The organism is Streptomyces sp. NPDC057617 (genome assembly GCF_042800555.1).
In the GTDB taxonomy this organism is placed as follows: Bacteria; Actinomycetota; Actinomycetes; order Streptomycetales; family Streptomycetaceae; genus Streptomyces.
The window spans coordinates 1-14,208 of the sequence record NZ_JBHVGV010000013.1; the positions used below are offsets into that span (position 1 = coordinate 1).

A 14,208-nucleotide genomic window follows, 5' to 3' on the forward strand; every position below is an offset into this window, starting at 1 on the left:
GGGGTGGGTGTCAAGGGTTAAGCGCAGCGCAATCGGCGGAGCCGACGCGACGAAGGAGCGCCCTTGACACCCACCCCACCCCCGCGAAACTCAAACCAGGAGGGGCGGCCCACACCCGCATCCCACACCCCCGCCCCACCCCGACTACCCCTCGGCACGAACCCGCACTACACCCCCGCCTCCCCCGCCTCCCCCACCTTCCTCACCACCGTGTCCTCCGCTCCCAACCGTCGGCCGTCCGACGCGTAGACCTCCAGGGCGCGCAAAGGCCGGCCGTGCGTGCGGTCGGTCATCTCCGAGTGCGGTTCGCCCGGGGCGAAGAAGTGGCCCTCGCCCCACTGCCGCAGTGCAAACCGGCTACGGCCTGGGGCTCTTCTTCCTCGTCCCGCTGGGCGATCTGGCCGACCGCCGACGCCTCATCCCGGCCCAACTGCTGCTGCTCGCCGTGGCGTTGACGCTGGTCGGCACCGCCACCACCGGAGCGCTCCTGCTGGTGGGCATGGTTGCCGTGGGGCTTCTCGCGGTCGTGACCCAGACGTTGGTGGCCTTCGCCGCGTCACTCGCCCCGGCCGCCCAACGCGGGCGCGTCGTCGGGGTCGTGACCAGCGGTGTGGTCATGGGCATCCTGCTCGCCCGTACCGTATCCGGCCTGCTCGCCGATCTCGCCGGCTGGCGTTCCGTCTACCTCGCCTCGGCGGCTCTCACCTGCGTACTGGCCCTGGCACTGCATCACGTACTGCCGTCCCGTAACAGCACCGCACCCACCCAACGCTCCCGCAACAGCAGCACCCCACCCGCCCCAACGCCCCCTGACAACCCCCCAACCACCCTGCGTTACGGACACCTCCCGCGCTCCACCGTCACGCTGTTCGTACGGGAGCGCCTCCTCCGGCTCCGTGCCCTGTTCGCCCTGCTGATCTTCGCCGCTTTCAGCACCCTGTGGAGCTGTGTCGCGTTGCCTCTGAGCGCGCCCCCGCACTCACTGTCCGACGCCTCGATCGGCGCGTTCGGACTGGCCGGAGCGGCGGGCGCGCTCGCCGCGGCGACAGCCGGGCGCCTCAACGACCGGGGTCTCTCCCGGCGGACCACCGGCATCGGTCTGGCCCTGCTCACCGCCTCCTGGCTGATCGGCGGCTACATGATCTTCTACTCGGTCGGCAGCGCCTCCGGCGCCATCGCCTCCACCTCCCTGTACGCGGCGGCCGGCTGGGGTGCCGTCTGCGCACTCGGCGCCGCGATCAGCGGCCTGGCGCTCCTCCTGTGGGCCGGCACCCGGCACTAGGGCGTGTCCGCCAAGTCTCGCCCCACCACAAACTCCGCACCGTTCCCCGGCACCCCGATCCCCTCCCAGCGGAAGGGAACACCGCGCGCCACATCCGGGTCCGGATGGTCCATGAGCTGGAAGTGCACATGCGGTTCGGTGGAGTTGCCGGAATTCCCGCAGCGGGCCAGGACCTGGCCGACGGAAACCCGGTCGCCCGGGCGGACCGTGAGCGAGCCGCGCCCGAGGTGGGCGTACATCGCGTACGTACCGTTCCCGAGGTCGAGTACGAGACGGTTACCAGTCATCCGTCCCGCGCCGCCGATCTGCCGTACCGCGCTCTCGATCAGCATCAGATAGACCAGGCCCACAAGGGAGTTGCGGCTGAGATGGTCGCGCTGCCGGTCGGAGGCGTGGACGACGGTGGCGTCGGCCACCGCGAGCACCGGCTCGCCGAAGGCGGGGAAGTCGCGGTTGCGCCGGGCGATCGGCCACACCCATGCGAAGTCCGGCCGGCTGCGGACCTTGCCCTCCGCCCCGGGCTCACCCTCCACCCCTCCCCCCACCGCCACGACATCGATCGCGTACTCCTGGCCGTACCTGTACAGGCCATGGCTGGGCACCTTGTCCGCCGGGCTGTTGTGCGCCAGCCAGCGGCCGGTGACCGGGGCCGCCACTTCGACCGCGGCCGGCCGGTGTTTCGCGTGGTGGGCCCGGGCCGTACGGCTCATCGCGAAGCCCAGGGCCATGGCGACGACGGCCGGCGGCCAGACCCACGCATAGGCGAAGGGCAGCGCGCCGAAGGCATGCACCAGGACCAGGGCGACAAAGACCCCCCAGCACAAACGCCATAAGTTCGACGCCCACTTACGGACGGCCATGATTCCCCCTCATCCATCAAGCTCGTTCATCGAGCTCACTCATCGAGCTCACTCGTCAAACGGTCGTCTACGGCCGCGCCGCCGACAGCATCACCAGCAGCGGTACGACCCGAGCGCCCGGAACCTCGTACCGGCCGCGCCCCGTCGTGTGCAGCCAGCCCGCGCCCGTCAGTTGGCGCAGGTGGTGGTAGATCTGGCCGGTCGTGCCGATGTCGTCCAGCTCGGCCAGTTCGGCGGCCGTGCGCCGGCCGCCGAGGATCTCGCGCAGCAGCCGGAGCCGTACCCCATGGCCGAGCGCCGCGAAGGACTCGGCGGTCTGCGACCAGTCGGCGTCGAGGAGCTGATCGGTGAACGTGCCGTACTGCCACTCGTACCGTTCCTCGGTCGGCAGCCGCACCGAACCCGTATAGAGGACCCCGCCGTTCGGGTAGCCGGCCTCGGCGAGTTCCTCCTTGAGCCGCTGGAGCGCCCAGAGTTCACCCCCACCCGCAGGCCGAGTCCCACCGTCCGCCCCTTCCAGCGCCGCGAGCCGCCGCTCCAGCGCCGCGACCCGTTCTTCAAGCTCCATCCGTGAGCCCCATATCTTGAAGTTACGTAATTACGTAATGATTGGCAAGCGCGGGAGCGAACACGCGCGGACACGGCTGAGCCCCCGCCCAATGACCAGATGGTCACCGGACGGGGGCTCAGCAACACTCAGGCAGCAGCCAGCACTCAGGCCACAGCACTCAACTCAGGCCAGCAGCCCCGGAATCGTCCCCTCATGCGCCGCCCGCAGCTCCCCCAGCGCGATCCCGAACTCCCCCTGCACCTCGATCTCTTCCCCGTCCACCACACCGATCCGCGTCACCGGCAGCCCCCGCGCCCCGCACATGTCCGTGAAGCGCAGCTCCTCGCTGCGCGGTACGGCCACCACCGCGCGCCCCGCCGACTCGCTGAACAGGAAGGTGAACGCGTCGAGCCCGTCCGGTACGACCAGCCGGGCGCCGTGGCCGCCCCGCAGGCAGGACTCCGTGACCGCCTGGATCAGACCGCCGTCGCTCAGATCGTGCGCCGCGTCGATCATGCCGTCGCGCGACGCCGAGATCAGGATCTCGCCGAGCAGCTTCTCCCGCTCCAGGTCCACCGCCGGCGGCAGCCCGCCCAGGTGATCATGGACGACCTGCGACCAGGCCGAACCACCGAACTCCTCACGCGTCTCACCCAGCAGATAGAGAAGCTGCCCCTCCTCCTTGAACGCGATCGGCGTCCGCCGGCTGACATCGTCGATCACCCCGAGCACGGCCACGACCGGCGTCGGGTGGATCGCCGTCTCGCCGGTCTGGTTGTACAGCGAGACATTGCCGCCGGTCACCGGCGTGCCCAGCTCCAGGCAGGCGTCCGCCAGCCCACGCGTCGCCTCGGCGAACTGCCACATCACGCCCGGGTCCTCGGGCGAACCGAAGTTCAGGCAGTCGGAGACCGCGAGCGGCTTGGCGCCGGAGGCCGCGACATTGCGGTACGCCTCCGCCAGCGCGAGCTGCGCCCCCGCGTACGGGTCGAGCTTCGCGTACCGCCCGTTGCCGTCCGTCGCCATGGCCACGCCCAGATTCGACTCCTCGTCGATCCGGACCATCCCGGCGTCCTCGGGCTGCGCGAGCACCGTGTTGCCCTGGACGAAACGGTCGTACTGGTCGGTGATCCACGCCTTTGACGCCTGGTTCGGCGACGCGACCAGCCTCAGGACCTGCTCGCGCAGTTCGGCCGCGGTGGCCGGGCGCGGCAGCTTGCCCGCGTCGTCGGCCTGGAGCGCGTCCTGCCACTCGGGCCGGGCGTAGGGCCGCTCGTACACCGGGCCGTCGTGGGCGACGGACCGCGGCGGTACGTCCACGATCTGCTCGCCGTGCCAGTAGATCTCCAGCCGGTCGCCCTCGGTCACCTCACCGATGACGGTCGCGATGACATCCCACTTCTCGCAGATCTCCATGAACCGGGCGACCTTGTCCGGCTCGACCACCGCGCACATGCGCTCCTGCGACTCGCTCATGAGGATCTCCTCGGGCGAGAGGGTCGCGTCCCGCAGCGGTACGGTGTCCAGCTCGACCCGCATACCGCCGGAGCCGGCCGACGCCAGCTCGCTCGTCGCGCAGGAGAGACCGGCGCCGCCGAGGTCCTGGATCCCGGCGACGAGCTTCTCGCCGAAGATCTCCAGGGTGCACTCGATGAGGAGCTTCTCCTGGAAGGGGTCGCCGACCTGCACGGCCGGACGCTTGGCGGGGCCGGTGGACTCGAAGGTCTCGCTCGCCAGGACGGACACCCCGCCGATGCCGTCGCCACCGGTGCGCGCGCCGTAAAGGATCACCTTGTTGCCGGGGCCCGAGGCCTTCGCGAGGTGGATGTCCTCATGCCGCATCACACCGATACAGCCGGCGTTGACCAGCGGATTGCCCTGGTAGCAGGGGTCGAAGACGACCTCGCCGCCGATGTTGGGCAGGCCGAGGCAATTGCCGTACCCGCCGATGCCCGCGACCACGCCGGGCAGCACCCGCTTGGTGTCGGGGTGGTCCGCGGCGCCGAACCGCAGCGGGTCCACGACCGCGACCGGCCGGGCGCCCATGGCGAGGATGTCCCGCACGATGCCGCCGACACCGGTGGCCGCGCCCTGGTAGGGCTCGATGTACGAGGGGTGGTTGTGCGACTCGACCTTGAAGGTGACCGCGTACCCCTGGCCGACGTCCACGACGCCCGCGTTCTCGCCGATGCCGACGAGCATCGCGTCGCTGGCCGGGGCCTTCTCGCCGAACTGCCGCAGATGCACCTTGCTGCTCTTGTACGAGCAGTGCTCGGACCACATGACGGAGTACATGGCCAGCTCGGCACCGGTGGGCCGGCGCCCCAGGATCTCGCGGATCCGCGCGTACTCGTCCTCCTTGAGGCCGAGGTCCTTCCAGGGCAGCTCGACCTCGGGCGTGCCGCCGGCGTGCTTGACGGTATCGAGGATCTTGATAGTCATCAGGCGCTTACCAGCTTCTTCAGGATCGAGGTGAAGAACCCCAGGCCGTCGGTACGGCCCGTACCGATCAGCGGCTCCACGGCGTGCTCGGGGTGCGGCATCAGCCCGACGACATTGCCCGCGGCGTTGGTGATGCCCGCGATGTCCCGGAGCGAGCCGTTGGGGTTGCCGTCCAGATAGCGGAAGGCGACCCGGCCCTCGGCCTCCAGCTCGTCGAGCGTGCGCTCGTCGGCGACGTACCGGCCGTCGATGTTCTTGAGGGGTACGGAGATTTCCTGGCCCGCGGAATAGTCGGCGGTCCAGGCGGTCCCCGCGTTCTCCACCCGCAGTTTCTGGTCGCGGCAGATGAAGTGCAGATGGTTGTTGCGCAGCATCGCGCCGGGGAGCAGATGGGACTCGGTGAGGATCTGGAAGCCGTTGCAGATCCCGAGGACCGGCAGCCCGGCCTTCGCCTGCTCGATGATCGTTTCCATCACCGGCGAGAACCGGGAGATGGCCCCGGCCCGCAGATAGTCGCCGTAACTGAAACCGCCGGCCAGGACCACCGCGTCGACCTGCTTGAGGTCCTTGTCGCGGTGCCAGAGCGGTACAGGCTCGGCCCCGGCGATCCGGGCGGCGCGCAGACTGTCCCGGTCGTCCAGGGTGCCGGGGAAGGTGACGACTCCGATACGGGACGTCACTTCGGCCCCTCCGCCTTCGCGCCCGCGGTCTCCTCGACCTTCACGACAAAGTCCTCGATGACGGTGTTGGCGAGGAAGGTCTCGGCCATCTCATGGATACGGGCGAGAGCGGCGGCGTCGACCGGCTCCGCCACCTCCAGCTCGAAGCGCTTTCCCTGGCGGACGTCGGCGATCCCGTCGAAACCCAGACGCGGCAGCGCGCGCTGCACTGCCTGTCCCTGCGGGTCGAGGATCTCCGGCTTGAGCATGACGTCGACTACGACGCGTGCCACTGGCACTCCCGGTGGTGTGGTGCGGCTGGTTCTGCTGCTGTGTTCGCTGCTGTGTTCTCCGGGGGAATGCCCCGGATCCCGGGGAATCCCCCAGACCCCCCGCGCTTCCCTCAGCGTACCGGGCCGGAAAATCTACGCGAGTAGACAGACTCGTTCGCAGATCATGACCCGACTTCGGGCACCGGGCAACGCCGGGGAAAATCCAGGCCAAATCGCGGCCCCCTATTGCATGGGACACGCTGATGCAATTGGCTGGGCTTCACAATGCGCCGCCCACCGCTGTACAAAGGAATACAGCGGAAAGCAGCATTGGCCCCGAAGTCCCCAGTTAACAGCCGGAAGGCCGGCATCGCCGCACGTCAGCCGTGTTTCCCAGACGGCCCGGGCAGGGCGGTACCGCAGGAAAGGACCGATATCCGTGGCTCAGCGCGTAGTGGTCACACTCTCCGACGACATCGACGGCGGAGAAGCGTCGGAAACGGTCACGTTCGGCCTGGACGGGAAGATGTACGAGATCGACCTCAATCCCGCCAATGCAAAGAAACTGCGCAAGGCCCTGGCGCCGTTCATGGCGGCAGGCCGAAAGCAGACAAACGCCAGCAAGAACGGCAAATCCCTGACGACCTACCGGCACACCGCCCTCGCACCCGATCCGGCGGCCGTCCGCGCCTGGGCCCAGTCGCACAGGATGGAGGTGCCGGCGCGCGGCCGTATCCCCAAGCGGGTGTACGAGGCGTTCCGCGAAGCGAGTTGAGAAGCACCGGCCGGGAGTTGAGAAGAGCGGGGCCGGAGTTGAGAAGAACCGGCCCGGAGTTGAGAAGCACCGGTGGAGCGGGAGACGGCCGGGGCTCCGGGGGCGGGCCCGCGGAGCCGGCCGGGCGACGCGGTGGCGCACCGAGTTGCACAGCACCCCCTTTGATCGGCTAGAGTTTGGACCACGCCGAGGGGCAAGGCCGAAAGGCAAGCGCCTCGCAGAGCGTGCGGGTGTAGTTCAGTAGCAGAACGCCCCCTTTCCAAGGGGGAGGCGCAGTGTGCAATTCCTGTCACCCGCTCTGCATCGCTCTCCGGTTCACCTCAGTGGATCAGGTAGGGTGGTGGGCGTGCGGACGTGGCTCAGTTGGTAGAGCATCACCTTGCCAAGGTGAGGGTCGCGAGTTCGAATCTCGTCGTCCGCTCCAGTGAAAATTGATTGATCCAGTGATTGATCTCGACAGACGCCCGGCTGGGTTTACCAGCCGGGCGTTTCTGTATGTGCTGCCGTCGCCGTATGCGCGGATTCAGGTGACCAGCGGGTCGGTGGGCCCAGTGGTGAGTCGGTGGCCCCAGTGGTGAATGTCTCACGCCAGAATGATCGGCGAATACCACCACGGGCCTGGACGAACCGCGACGAAGATTTCAATACGAGCATTCCTCGCAATCACACAATCCCGGGCCTCAGCAGACCGCCACATCAGACCGGAGAACGTGATGCGAACCAGGTCCCTGGCCGGGGCACTTTTCGCCCTGCTCGCCCTCCTCGCCCTGCTGGCGGGCTGCGGCACTGATCCGGGCGGGTCGGGCGGGTCCCAGGCGCAGTCACCGGGACCCTCGTCCGCCGCCTCGGCGCCGTCCCCGGTCCCGCCGGGAGATCCACTGCGGGAGCCCGCCCAGGTGGTGAGCAAGAACGGCTTCCTGCGCACCCGCATCGTGGTCGAGCGCAAGAAGGTCGACCTCGCAGGCCGCAAGCTCTGGGCCCTGACGTACAACGGGCAGTACATGCCGCCGACCCTGCGCATCAGGCCCGGCGACCGTATGGATGTGTCGCTGGTGAACAAGATCGACCAGATGACGAATGTGCATGTCCACGGCCTGCATGTCTCGCCGAGCGGCCACTCCGACAATGTCTTCGTCATGATCGAACCGGGCGAGACGTACCACTATGCCTACCAGTTCCCGCCCAACCTGGCGACGGGAACGTACTGGTACCACCCGCACGCGCACCCGATCACCGCCGCGCAGACCGCGGGCGGCATGTCCGGCATCATCGTCGTCGAAGGGCTGAAGCAGTATCTGCCGAAGCCGCTGCGGAACATCACCGAACGCACCGTCGCGCTCAAGGACTTCCAGATCCAGGGCGACCGGATCAAGACCGAGGATCTCAGCATCGGCGCGCCCACGACCCGGGTGGTCAACGGCCAGCTCAACCCCGTCATCCGGATCCGGCCCGGCGAGACACAGCTCTGGCGGCTCGCCAATATCGGCGCCAACATCTTCTACAAGGTGGCGCTGCCCGGCCATAAATTCCGGGTGATCGCGCGGGACGGGAATCCGGTCACCAAGATCTACTCGGTGGATTCGATCATCATCCCGGCCGCCTCGCGCTTCGACGTACTGGTGGAGGGCGGCCCGGCCGGCAGTACGACCGAGCTGAAGACGCTCCCGTACAACACCGGTCCGGCGGGCAACCAGTTCCCGGAGGCGACGCTCGCCACGGTCGTCTCGCGCGGCGAGCCGGTGCCCCGCGAGAAACTGCCCGCGACCTTCGCTCCGGCAATCGACCTGGCCGACGCCAAGATCGCGGCGCGCAAAACGATCACGTACACGGAGAACGCGGCCGGTACGGCGTACTACATCAACGGCAAGCAGTTCGACCCGGATCGCATTGATTTCAGGGCGAAGCTGAACACCGTGCAGGAGTGGACGGTGCAGAACAACAGCGACGAGGTGCACTCGTTCCATCTGCACACGAACGACTTCCAGTTGATGAGTACGAACGGGAAACCTGTGCCGTTCTACGGGTACCAGGAAACGGTGGATGTGCCGGCTCGCGGGAACATCGTGGTGCGGGTCGCGTTCCTGGACTACACCGGAAAGACGGTGCTGCACTGCCACATTCTCAATCACGAGGACAAGGGCATGATGTCCACCCTGGTGATCTCGGACGGCGCGGGCAGGAAGGACTGACCGGCCGCACCGGAAGGACTGGGCGGCCACATCGGAGGGACTGGGCGGTTCGCTGGGGTATAGTGGCAGTCGCGTTGCGGCGCACGCGGACGTAGCTCAGTTGGTAGAGCGCAACCTTGCCAAGGTTGAGGTCGCCAGTTCGAACCTGGTCGTCCGCTCAGGAGAGATACGAAGAGGCCCCCGGTCCAGGTGACCGGGGGCTTCGTCGTGTTGCCGCGCCTACCGCCACGGGGTGCCGGTGAGGAGTTCGTACACCTCCAGGTACTTCGCCCGCGTTGCCTCGACGATCTCCTGCGGCAGCGCGGGCGGCGGCTGCTCGCTCCTGCGGTCCCAGCCGGAGGCCGGCGAGGTCAGCCAGTCGCGTACGAACTGCTTGTCGTACGCGGGCTGCGGATGCCCCGGCTCCCAGGAGTCCACCGACCAGAAACGCGAGGAGTCGGGGGTCAGCACCTCGTCCGCGAGCACCAGCCGGTCACCGTCGAAGCCGAATTCGAACTTGGTGTCCGCGAGAATGATCCCGCGCAGGCGCGCGAGGTCGCGGGCCCGGCTGTACACATCGAGGGTCGTCCGGCGCAGCAGCGCGGCGGTCTCCGCGCCGACCTGGCGGGCGACTTCCTCGTATGTGACGTTCTCGTCGTGCTCGCCGACGGCCGCCTTGGTCGCGGGGGTGAAGATCGGGGCGGGCAGCTCGGAGCCGTCGGACAGGCCCTCGGGGAGCGTGACTCCGCAGACCGTACGGGACTCGTCGTACTCCACAAGACCCGAGCCGGTGAGATAGCCGCGGGCGACGCACTCCACCGGGACCATGCGCAGGGGCGTGCAGATGAGGGTGCGGCCGGCCCAGTCAGCGGGGGCGCCGGCCGGGACATCGGTGGAGATCACATGGTTGGGTACGAGATCGCTCAGCTGGTCGAACCACCAGAGCGAGAGCTGGGTGAGGACCCGGCCCTTGTCGGGGATCTCGGTGGGCAGCACCCAGTCGTAGGCGGAGATGCGGTCGCTGGCGACCATCACGAGGTCGCCCGCCTCGCTCCGGTACAGATCACGCACCTTGCCGGTGTGGATATGCACCAGACCCGGCACCTGAAGGGGCTCGGGCTTTTCGACGAATCCGGACACGGTTCCTCCCCGTGGTTCTGTGCGATCTCCGGTCCAGGCCAGTTCGGGAGATCGCCTTGATTCTCCCGTATGCGGGAAGGCCCAGCTCGCGGGGGTACGGGGCGCTGGTCGGCGGGGGGGGTGCGGGGAGGTCTGCCGGCCGGGGTACGGGGAGGTCCGTCGGCCGAGGTGCGGGCTTGTGGGGCTCGTGGGGCTCGTGTCCTTGTGGGGCTCGTGTCTGAGGGGGGTCAGTCGCGTTTGCAGATGCGGTCCAGGAGGTTGGCGGTCGCGCGCTGGATACGGGTATCGACATGGCCGGGCCGGTCCAGCGCCGGGGACCAGGCGAAGGTCCCCGAGGCGAAGACCAGCGCGCCGGACGGGGCGCGGTAGAGCGAGGTCTCCTGGTGGCGCCGGGTGTTCTCGCTGTCGCGGTACGGGGAGTGCGCGAGCAGGATGCGGTCCTGGTGGTCGGGGAGCGCGGTGCGCGGGAAGTAACGATCTGCCTCACCCGCGACCAGCCCGTCGATCTCGTCGCCCTCGCCCGCGCCGGTGGCCTCCCAGAGCCAGTGATCGGCGTTCCGTACGACCATAGGGTGCGGCTCGGGGATGCGGCCCGCGTACTGGATACCGAGAAGCTGCTGCTCCGGCCGGTCCACCTCGCGCCAGAGCGCGGGGCGGCCAGGACCCCGGCGCTTGCGGCAGGTGAGCAGCCGGTCGGGGACGCCGGAGGCGGAGGGGCCCAGCTCGACCTGCCAGTACAGGGTGTTGGCGGAGAGGAAGACCAGCGAGGTGCCCTGCTCGCGTGCCAGCTCGACGGTGCGGCGCATGGGGATCGACCAGTACTCGTCGTGGCCGGGGAAGACCAGGCCGCGGTACCGGGTGGGGTCGACGCGGCCCGCGTGCAGATCGCGGGTGTCGGCGTAGGCGAGGTCGTATCCGTACCGCTCGGCCCAACGGATGAAGTCGTACGCGTGGCCCACATGGAGGGGCAGGCCCGCGCCCGCGTAGGGGCGGTCGAAGGAGACCGTCGTGGCGGCGTCCTGCTCGCCGAGGAGCAGGCCCTGTTCGTCCCAGGCGTGGTAGAGGCTGGCGCCGGTGTGGCCGTCCTCGGGGTAGAGGTTGTACGCCTGCCAGGTGATGTCGGGGAGCAGGAGGAGCAGATCGGCGGGGTGGCCGTCGCGGACGGTGAAGGGGATGTGGGAGCGGTAGCCGTCGGCGGTCGTGAGGACGGCGACATAGGCGCCGAGGGCCCAGTACGACGGGATCTGGAGCCGCCAGGAGAGCCACCAGTGGTGGCACGAGACCGTACGGTCGGCGGTGAGCGGCGGCGGCTGGACGATCCCGGAGAGCCGGGGGCTGGTGATGATCTTGCGGGCGCCGTCGCCGCCGTAGTGCCCGATCCGGTAGATGTCGACGGAGAACTGCTGGGGCGGGTCGACGGTGACATGGAAGTCGATCGCCTCGCCGGGGGCGACCGCGCCGGTGGACGCGAAGCCCTTGATCTGGCGGCGTACGTCGTCGGCGGTACGGGGACCGCCGCTGCGGCCGCGGCCGAGCGTCGGGTCGGCGTACCAGGGGACGAGCTGGCCGGTGTCGTCGAAATAGTTCTCACTGCCGCGCAGCCAGGGCAGCGGGCCCTGGCCGAACGGGTCGCTCACCGCATGGGCGAGAGCGCCCGATTCCCATCGCCGGATCTGGTCCGCCCCCATCGCGCCCCCTCCTCCGAGCCGCCGAGCCACATCGGGTGGTACGGCCGTTTTTGATACAAGCGCCGGACTCCAGCACATCACATAACGCATGCGTCCCGTCACCGTTCGTCGCTATTGACGTTAACGGAACGACCTAATCCGGATGTGGGGTGTGATAAGGGGGGTTCTTTCGCGTCCGGATGAATCGGTGAGCCGAGTTCGATTTAGGGGGCGAAATGGGGGGGGGCGGTTATGCGCGCGGGGCGCTCAGGTGAGGCACGCGCGCCGGGATGCGACCGGTGAGCCGGGTGGGGTCGGTGGGGCCGGTGGGGCGTTCCTCGGGGCAGGCCCGGTGGGTCGGTGGGCGCGTGAGGCCAGTGGGCTTGTGGGTCGGTGGGCTTGTGGGGTCGGTGGGCCCGTGAGGCCGGTGGTCAGACGAGGCGTACGGGCTTCTCCGGCCGTACTCCGAGCGAGGCCAGCCAGGAGCGGAGCGGTTCCGCGTCACCTCCCTCGACCAGGCTGAGGACGCGCCCGACCAGGTCCGCGCGCCGTTTCCCGTCGACCAGAAGGGCCGGTCCGTCCAGCCAGTCCAGGCCGGGTGAGGCGCCCGCCGTGTCGACGGCCGAGCAGCAGACCATCGCCGTCACATGGTCGGCCAGCAGCTCCCTGCTCGTACGGGGCGGCTGGAGCGGGAAGAGCGGGAGCGGATCCGTGCCCCAGGAGGTCAGGGCATCGCCACCGGTCTCGATCGGGACGGGCGGGGCCGCAGCTTCCTCGCGGGCCAGCTCCGCGCTGATCCCGGCGGCCAGGGCGTCGCCGGCCTGGGCCGCCTGGGCTGCGCGTGCCTGGGCGGCCTGGGACGCGCGGGCGCCTTCGTACTCCTCGCCCTCGTGGCCCTCGTGGCCCTCCTTGCCGTCTCTGCCCGTGGTGCTGTCCATGCCGTAGGCGCCTTCGCCGCTCGGGGCGGACAGATGGTCCATGACCCGGGCGAGGGTGGGGCCCGGTGCCATCGCGGAGGAGCCGGGGTCCGCCGAGCGCCGTACTCCCATACCGTCCAGCACCCGGTGCAGCCTGGCCGCTTCCGTACGCCACTTACGGTCGACGACCTCTTCCGGATACTGCTGCCAGTCCACCGGCGACCAGTCGGGCCCCGCCTCGGCCGGACCGCCGTGGAAGAGACGGGCAGCGAGGAGGGACGCCGCCTCGTCGACCGCGCCCGGCTCTTCGAGCAGGTCGCAGGCGGGGCGCTCGCCGAGCCGGGAGGCAAAGCCCTCGGCCAGCCGGTCGCGGCGGGACAGCTCCGTGAGGGCGGACACCACGCCCGCGTCCAGCCGTGAGGGCCACCGGCCCATGCGCCAGGCGGGCAGGGCGACCCTGGTCAGCAGCCGGTCCCACCCCGCGTATGCCAGCCCCACCTGCTCCTGGGCGACGATCCGCAGCCCGTAATCCACCCCCTGCGCACGCTCCGAGGCGGCCGCCGCGACCCCACGCTCCATCTGCGCGGCATGCTCGGCGCAGCCGCGCAGCAGCACCTTGGCGATCCGCCCGACCAGGCCGAACGCCGCTCTCCGTATCACTCCCCGCCCCGGGAGCCCCGCGATCGCCCTCTGTCCCGGGCGCGGTCCCGGGGGGCGCGCCGCCACCGCGACCGCCGCGTCGAGTCCCCGTACGAAGCGGCGCGCGGCGGCTATGTCCGGATGCGCCGAAGGGCCCGTACCCGCGACGACAGGCGCGAGCACGGCGCGCAGCTCGGCGACCCGCATCCACCACAGGAAGGGCGATCCGATCACCAGTACGGGCGCGGCGGGCGTGCGCCGGCGGCGGCCCGCTCCGGGGAGGGCCGGCAGATGCGCCGGATGCGTACGGTCCTCCAGCCAGCTGTCGCAGTCCGGGGTCAGCGCTATGGCGGAGGGCGCGGGCACTTCGAGCCGCTCCGCGAGATCACGCACCAGCCGGTAGAGATCGGGGGCCGCCGCTTCGGTGACCGCCACGGTGGGGCTGAGGGCGGGCCTGGCCCAGGCGATCACGGCCGCGACCCCGGCGCTGAGCAGCAGCACCACCGCCGCGAAGGCCGTCACGGCCCAGCGGGCCGCGTCCCAGCTCCCCCCGCGCAGATGGCCCGTGGCCCCGCCGGCCAGCAGCACAACGGCGACGGCGGCCGGCAGCAGCGCCACGGCCAGCGCCCTGCCGCGCACCCGCAGCACGGCGAGAGCCCGGACACGGGCGCCCTGAGCACCCAGCTCGTCGCCGATGCCGGAACTTGTACTGGAACTGAGACCGGTATGCGAACCGGAACGGGAACCGGACATGGTCGGACTTCACCCCCTCTGCCCCTGTGACGGCTTTGCTCACTCCCCCACTGTGGCACCCGCCACTGACAACGCAATGTCGAT

At 69.7% G+C, this 14,208-nt stretch carries 11 protein-coding genes and 3 tRNA genes; 6 read left to right on the forward strand and 8 right to left on the reverse strand.

Annotation, left to right across the window (positions count from 1 at the left end; translation table 11 throughout):
* Nucleotides 1-346: 346 nt before the first annotated feature.
* Nucleotides 347-1,282 carry an MFS transporter gene (locus ACFU9P_RS27760; RefSeq protein ID WP_384085864.1) on the forward strand — a complete coding sequence of 312 codons (936 nt, stop codon included), beginning with the start codon at nucleotides 347-349 and terminating at the stop codon, nucleotides 1,280-1,282.
* On the opposite strand, the gene ACFU9P_RS27765 is transcribed toward ACFU9P_RS27760, so the two are convergent.
* The 5 genes from ACFU9P_RS27765 to purS form a co-directional block, all read right to left on the reverse strand.
* The gene (locus tag ACFU9P_RS27765) at nucleotides 1,279-2,142 is read right to left on the reverse strand and encodes a M23 family metallopeptidase (protein WP_384085868.1); all 864 of its coding nucleotides are present in this window, start codon (nucleotides 2,140-2,142) and stop codon (nucleotides 1,279-1,281) included. The two genes, ACFU9P_RS27760 and ACFU9P_RS27765, sit on opposite strands and share 4 nt — an antisense overlap.
* Before the next feature lie 67 nt (nucleotides 2,143-2,209).
* Nucleotides 2,210-2,710, reverse strand: a complete 501-nt coding sequence (locus ACFU9P_RS27770) for an ArsR/SmtB family transcription factor (RefSeq protein ID WP_384085872.1) — start codon at nucleotides 2,708-2,710, stop codon at nucleotides 2,210-2,212.
* A gap of 165 nt (nucleotides 2,711-2,875) precedes the next feature.
* Nucleotides 2,876-5,134 carry a phosphoribosylformylglycinamidine synthase subunit PurL gene (purL, locus tag ACFU9P_RS27775; protein WP_384085875.1) on the reverse strand — a complete coding sequence of 753 codons (2,259 nt, stop codon included), beginning with the start codon at nucleotides 5,132-5,134 and terminating at the stop codon, nucleotides 2,876-2,878.
* Nucleotides 5,134-5,814 carry a phosphoribosylformylglycinamidine synthase subunit PurQ gene (purQ, locus tag ACFU9P_RS27780; protein ID WP_376386688.1) on the reverse strand — a complete coding sequence of 227 codons (681 nt, stop codon included), beginning with the start codon at nucleotides 5,812-5,814 and terminating at the stop codon, nucleotides 5,134-5,136. Before purQ ends, purL begins: the two co-directional genes overlap by 1 nt.
* Nucleotides 5,811-6,086 (reverse strand): phosphoribosylformylglycinamidine synthase subunit PurS, encoded by a 276-nt coding sequence (purS, locus tag ACFU9P_RS27785; protein WP_376386686.1) that lies wholly within the window; start codon nucleotides 6,084-6,086, stop codon nucleotides 5,811-5,813. Before purS ends, purQ begins: the two co-directional genes overlap by 4 nt.
* A gap of 418 nt (nucleotides 6,087-6,504) precedes the next feature.
* On the opposite strand from purS, the gene ACFU9P_RS27790 reads away from it, so the two are divergent.
* The 5 genes from ACFU9P_RS27790 to ACFU9P_RS27810 all read left to right on the forward strand — a co-directional run bounded on the left by ACFU9P_RS27790 (nucleotide 6,505) and on the right by ACFU9P_RS27810 (nucleotide 9,187).
* A complete protein-coding gene (locus ACFU9P_RS27790) occupies nucleotides 6,505-6,840 on the forward strand; it encodes an Lsr2 family protein (protein WP_079023629.1) in 336 nt (111 codons plus the stop codon).
* A gap of 226 nt (nucleotides 6,841-7,066) precedes the next feature.
* A tRNA-Gly gene (locus tag ACFU9P_RS27795) sits at nucleotides 7,067-7,138 on the forward strand.
* A 50-nt stretch (nucleotides 7,139-7,188) separates the two neighbouring features.
* Nucleotides 7,189-7,264 (forward strand) — tRNA-Gly (locus ACFU9P_RS27800).
* Nucleotides 7,265-7,553: 289 nt separating this feature from the next.
* Nucleotides 7,554-9,029 (forward strand): multicopper oxidase family protein, encoded by a 1,476-nt coding sequence (locus tag ACFU9P_RS27805; protein WP_376386683.1) that lies wholly within the window; start codon nucleotides 7,554-7,556, stop codon nucleotides 9,027-9,029.
* A gap of 85 nt (nucleotides 9,030-9,114) precedes the next feature.
* Nucleotides 9,115-9,187 (forward strand) — tRNA-Gly (locus ACFU9P_RS27810).
* 61 nt (nucleotides 9,188-9,248) lie between these two features.
* Here the strand turns inward: ACFU9P_RS27810 and ACFU9P_RS27815 are convergent.
* The 3 genes from ACFU9P_RS27815 to ACFU9P_RS27825 all read right to left on the reverse strand — a co-directional run bounded on the left by ACFU9P_RS27815 (nucleotide 9,249) and on the right by ACFU9P_RS27825 (nucleotide 14,124).
* Nucleotides 9,249-10,148, reverse strand: a complete 900-nt coding sequence (locus ACFU9P_RS27815) for a phosphoribosylaminoimidazolesuccinocarboxamide synthase (protein ID WP_384085881.1) — start codon at nucleotides 10,146-10,148, stop codon at nucleotides 9,249-9,251.
* 227 nt (nucleotides 10,149-10,375) lie between these two features.
* Nucleotides 10,376-11,836, reverse strand: coding sequence for a N,N-dimethylformamidase beta subunit family domain-containing protein (locus ACFU9P_RS27820; RefSeq protein WP_384085885.1), 1,461 nt, complete (start codon nucleotides 11,834-11,836; stop codon nucleotides 10,376-10,378).
* Nucleotides 11,837-12,246: 410 nt separating this feature from the next.
* Entirely contained in the window at nucleotides 12,247-14,124 is a 1,878-nt protein-coding gene (locus tag ACFU9P_RS27825; protein ID WP_384085888.1) for a hypothetical protein, read from the reverse strand.
* Nucleotides 14,125-14,208: the final 84 nt, after the last annotated feature.

What these genes read in the sequence shown, in the direction of transcription:
- ACFU9P_RS27770 (WP_384085872.1), bottom strand. Translation starts at nt 2,710, where the DNA reads ATGGAGCTTGAAGAACGGGTCGCGGCGCTGGAGCGGCGGCTCGCGGCG.
- ACFU9P_RS27805 (WP_376386683.1), top strand. Translation starts at nt 7,554, where the DNA reads ATGCGAACCAGGTCCCTGGCCGGGGCACTTTTCGCCCTGCTCGCCCTC.
- purL (WP_384085875.1), bottom strand. Translation starts at nt 5,134, where the DNA reads ATGACTATCAAGATCCTCGATACCGTCAAGCACGCCGGCGGCACGCCC.
- ACFU9P_RS27825 (WP_384085888.1), bottom strand. Translation starts at nt 14,124, where the DNA reads ATGTCCGGTTCCCGTTCCGGTTCGCATACCGGTCTCAGTTCCAGTACA.
- ACFU9P_RS27820 (WP_384085885.1), bottom strand. Translation starts at nt 11,836, where the DNA reads ATGGGGGCGGACCAGATCCGGCGATGGGAATCGGGCGCTCTCGCCCAT.
- ACFU9P_RS27765 (WP_384085868.1), bottom strand. Translation starts at nt 2,142, where the DNA reads ATGGCCGTCCGTAAGTGGGCGTCGAACTTATGGCGTTTGTGCTGGGGG.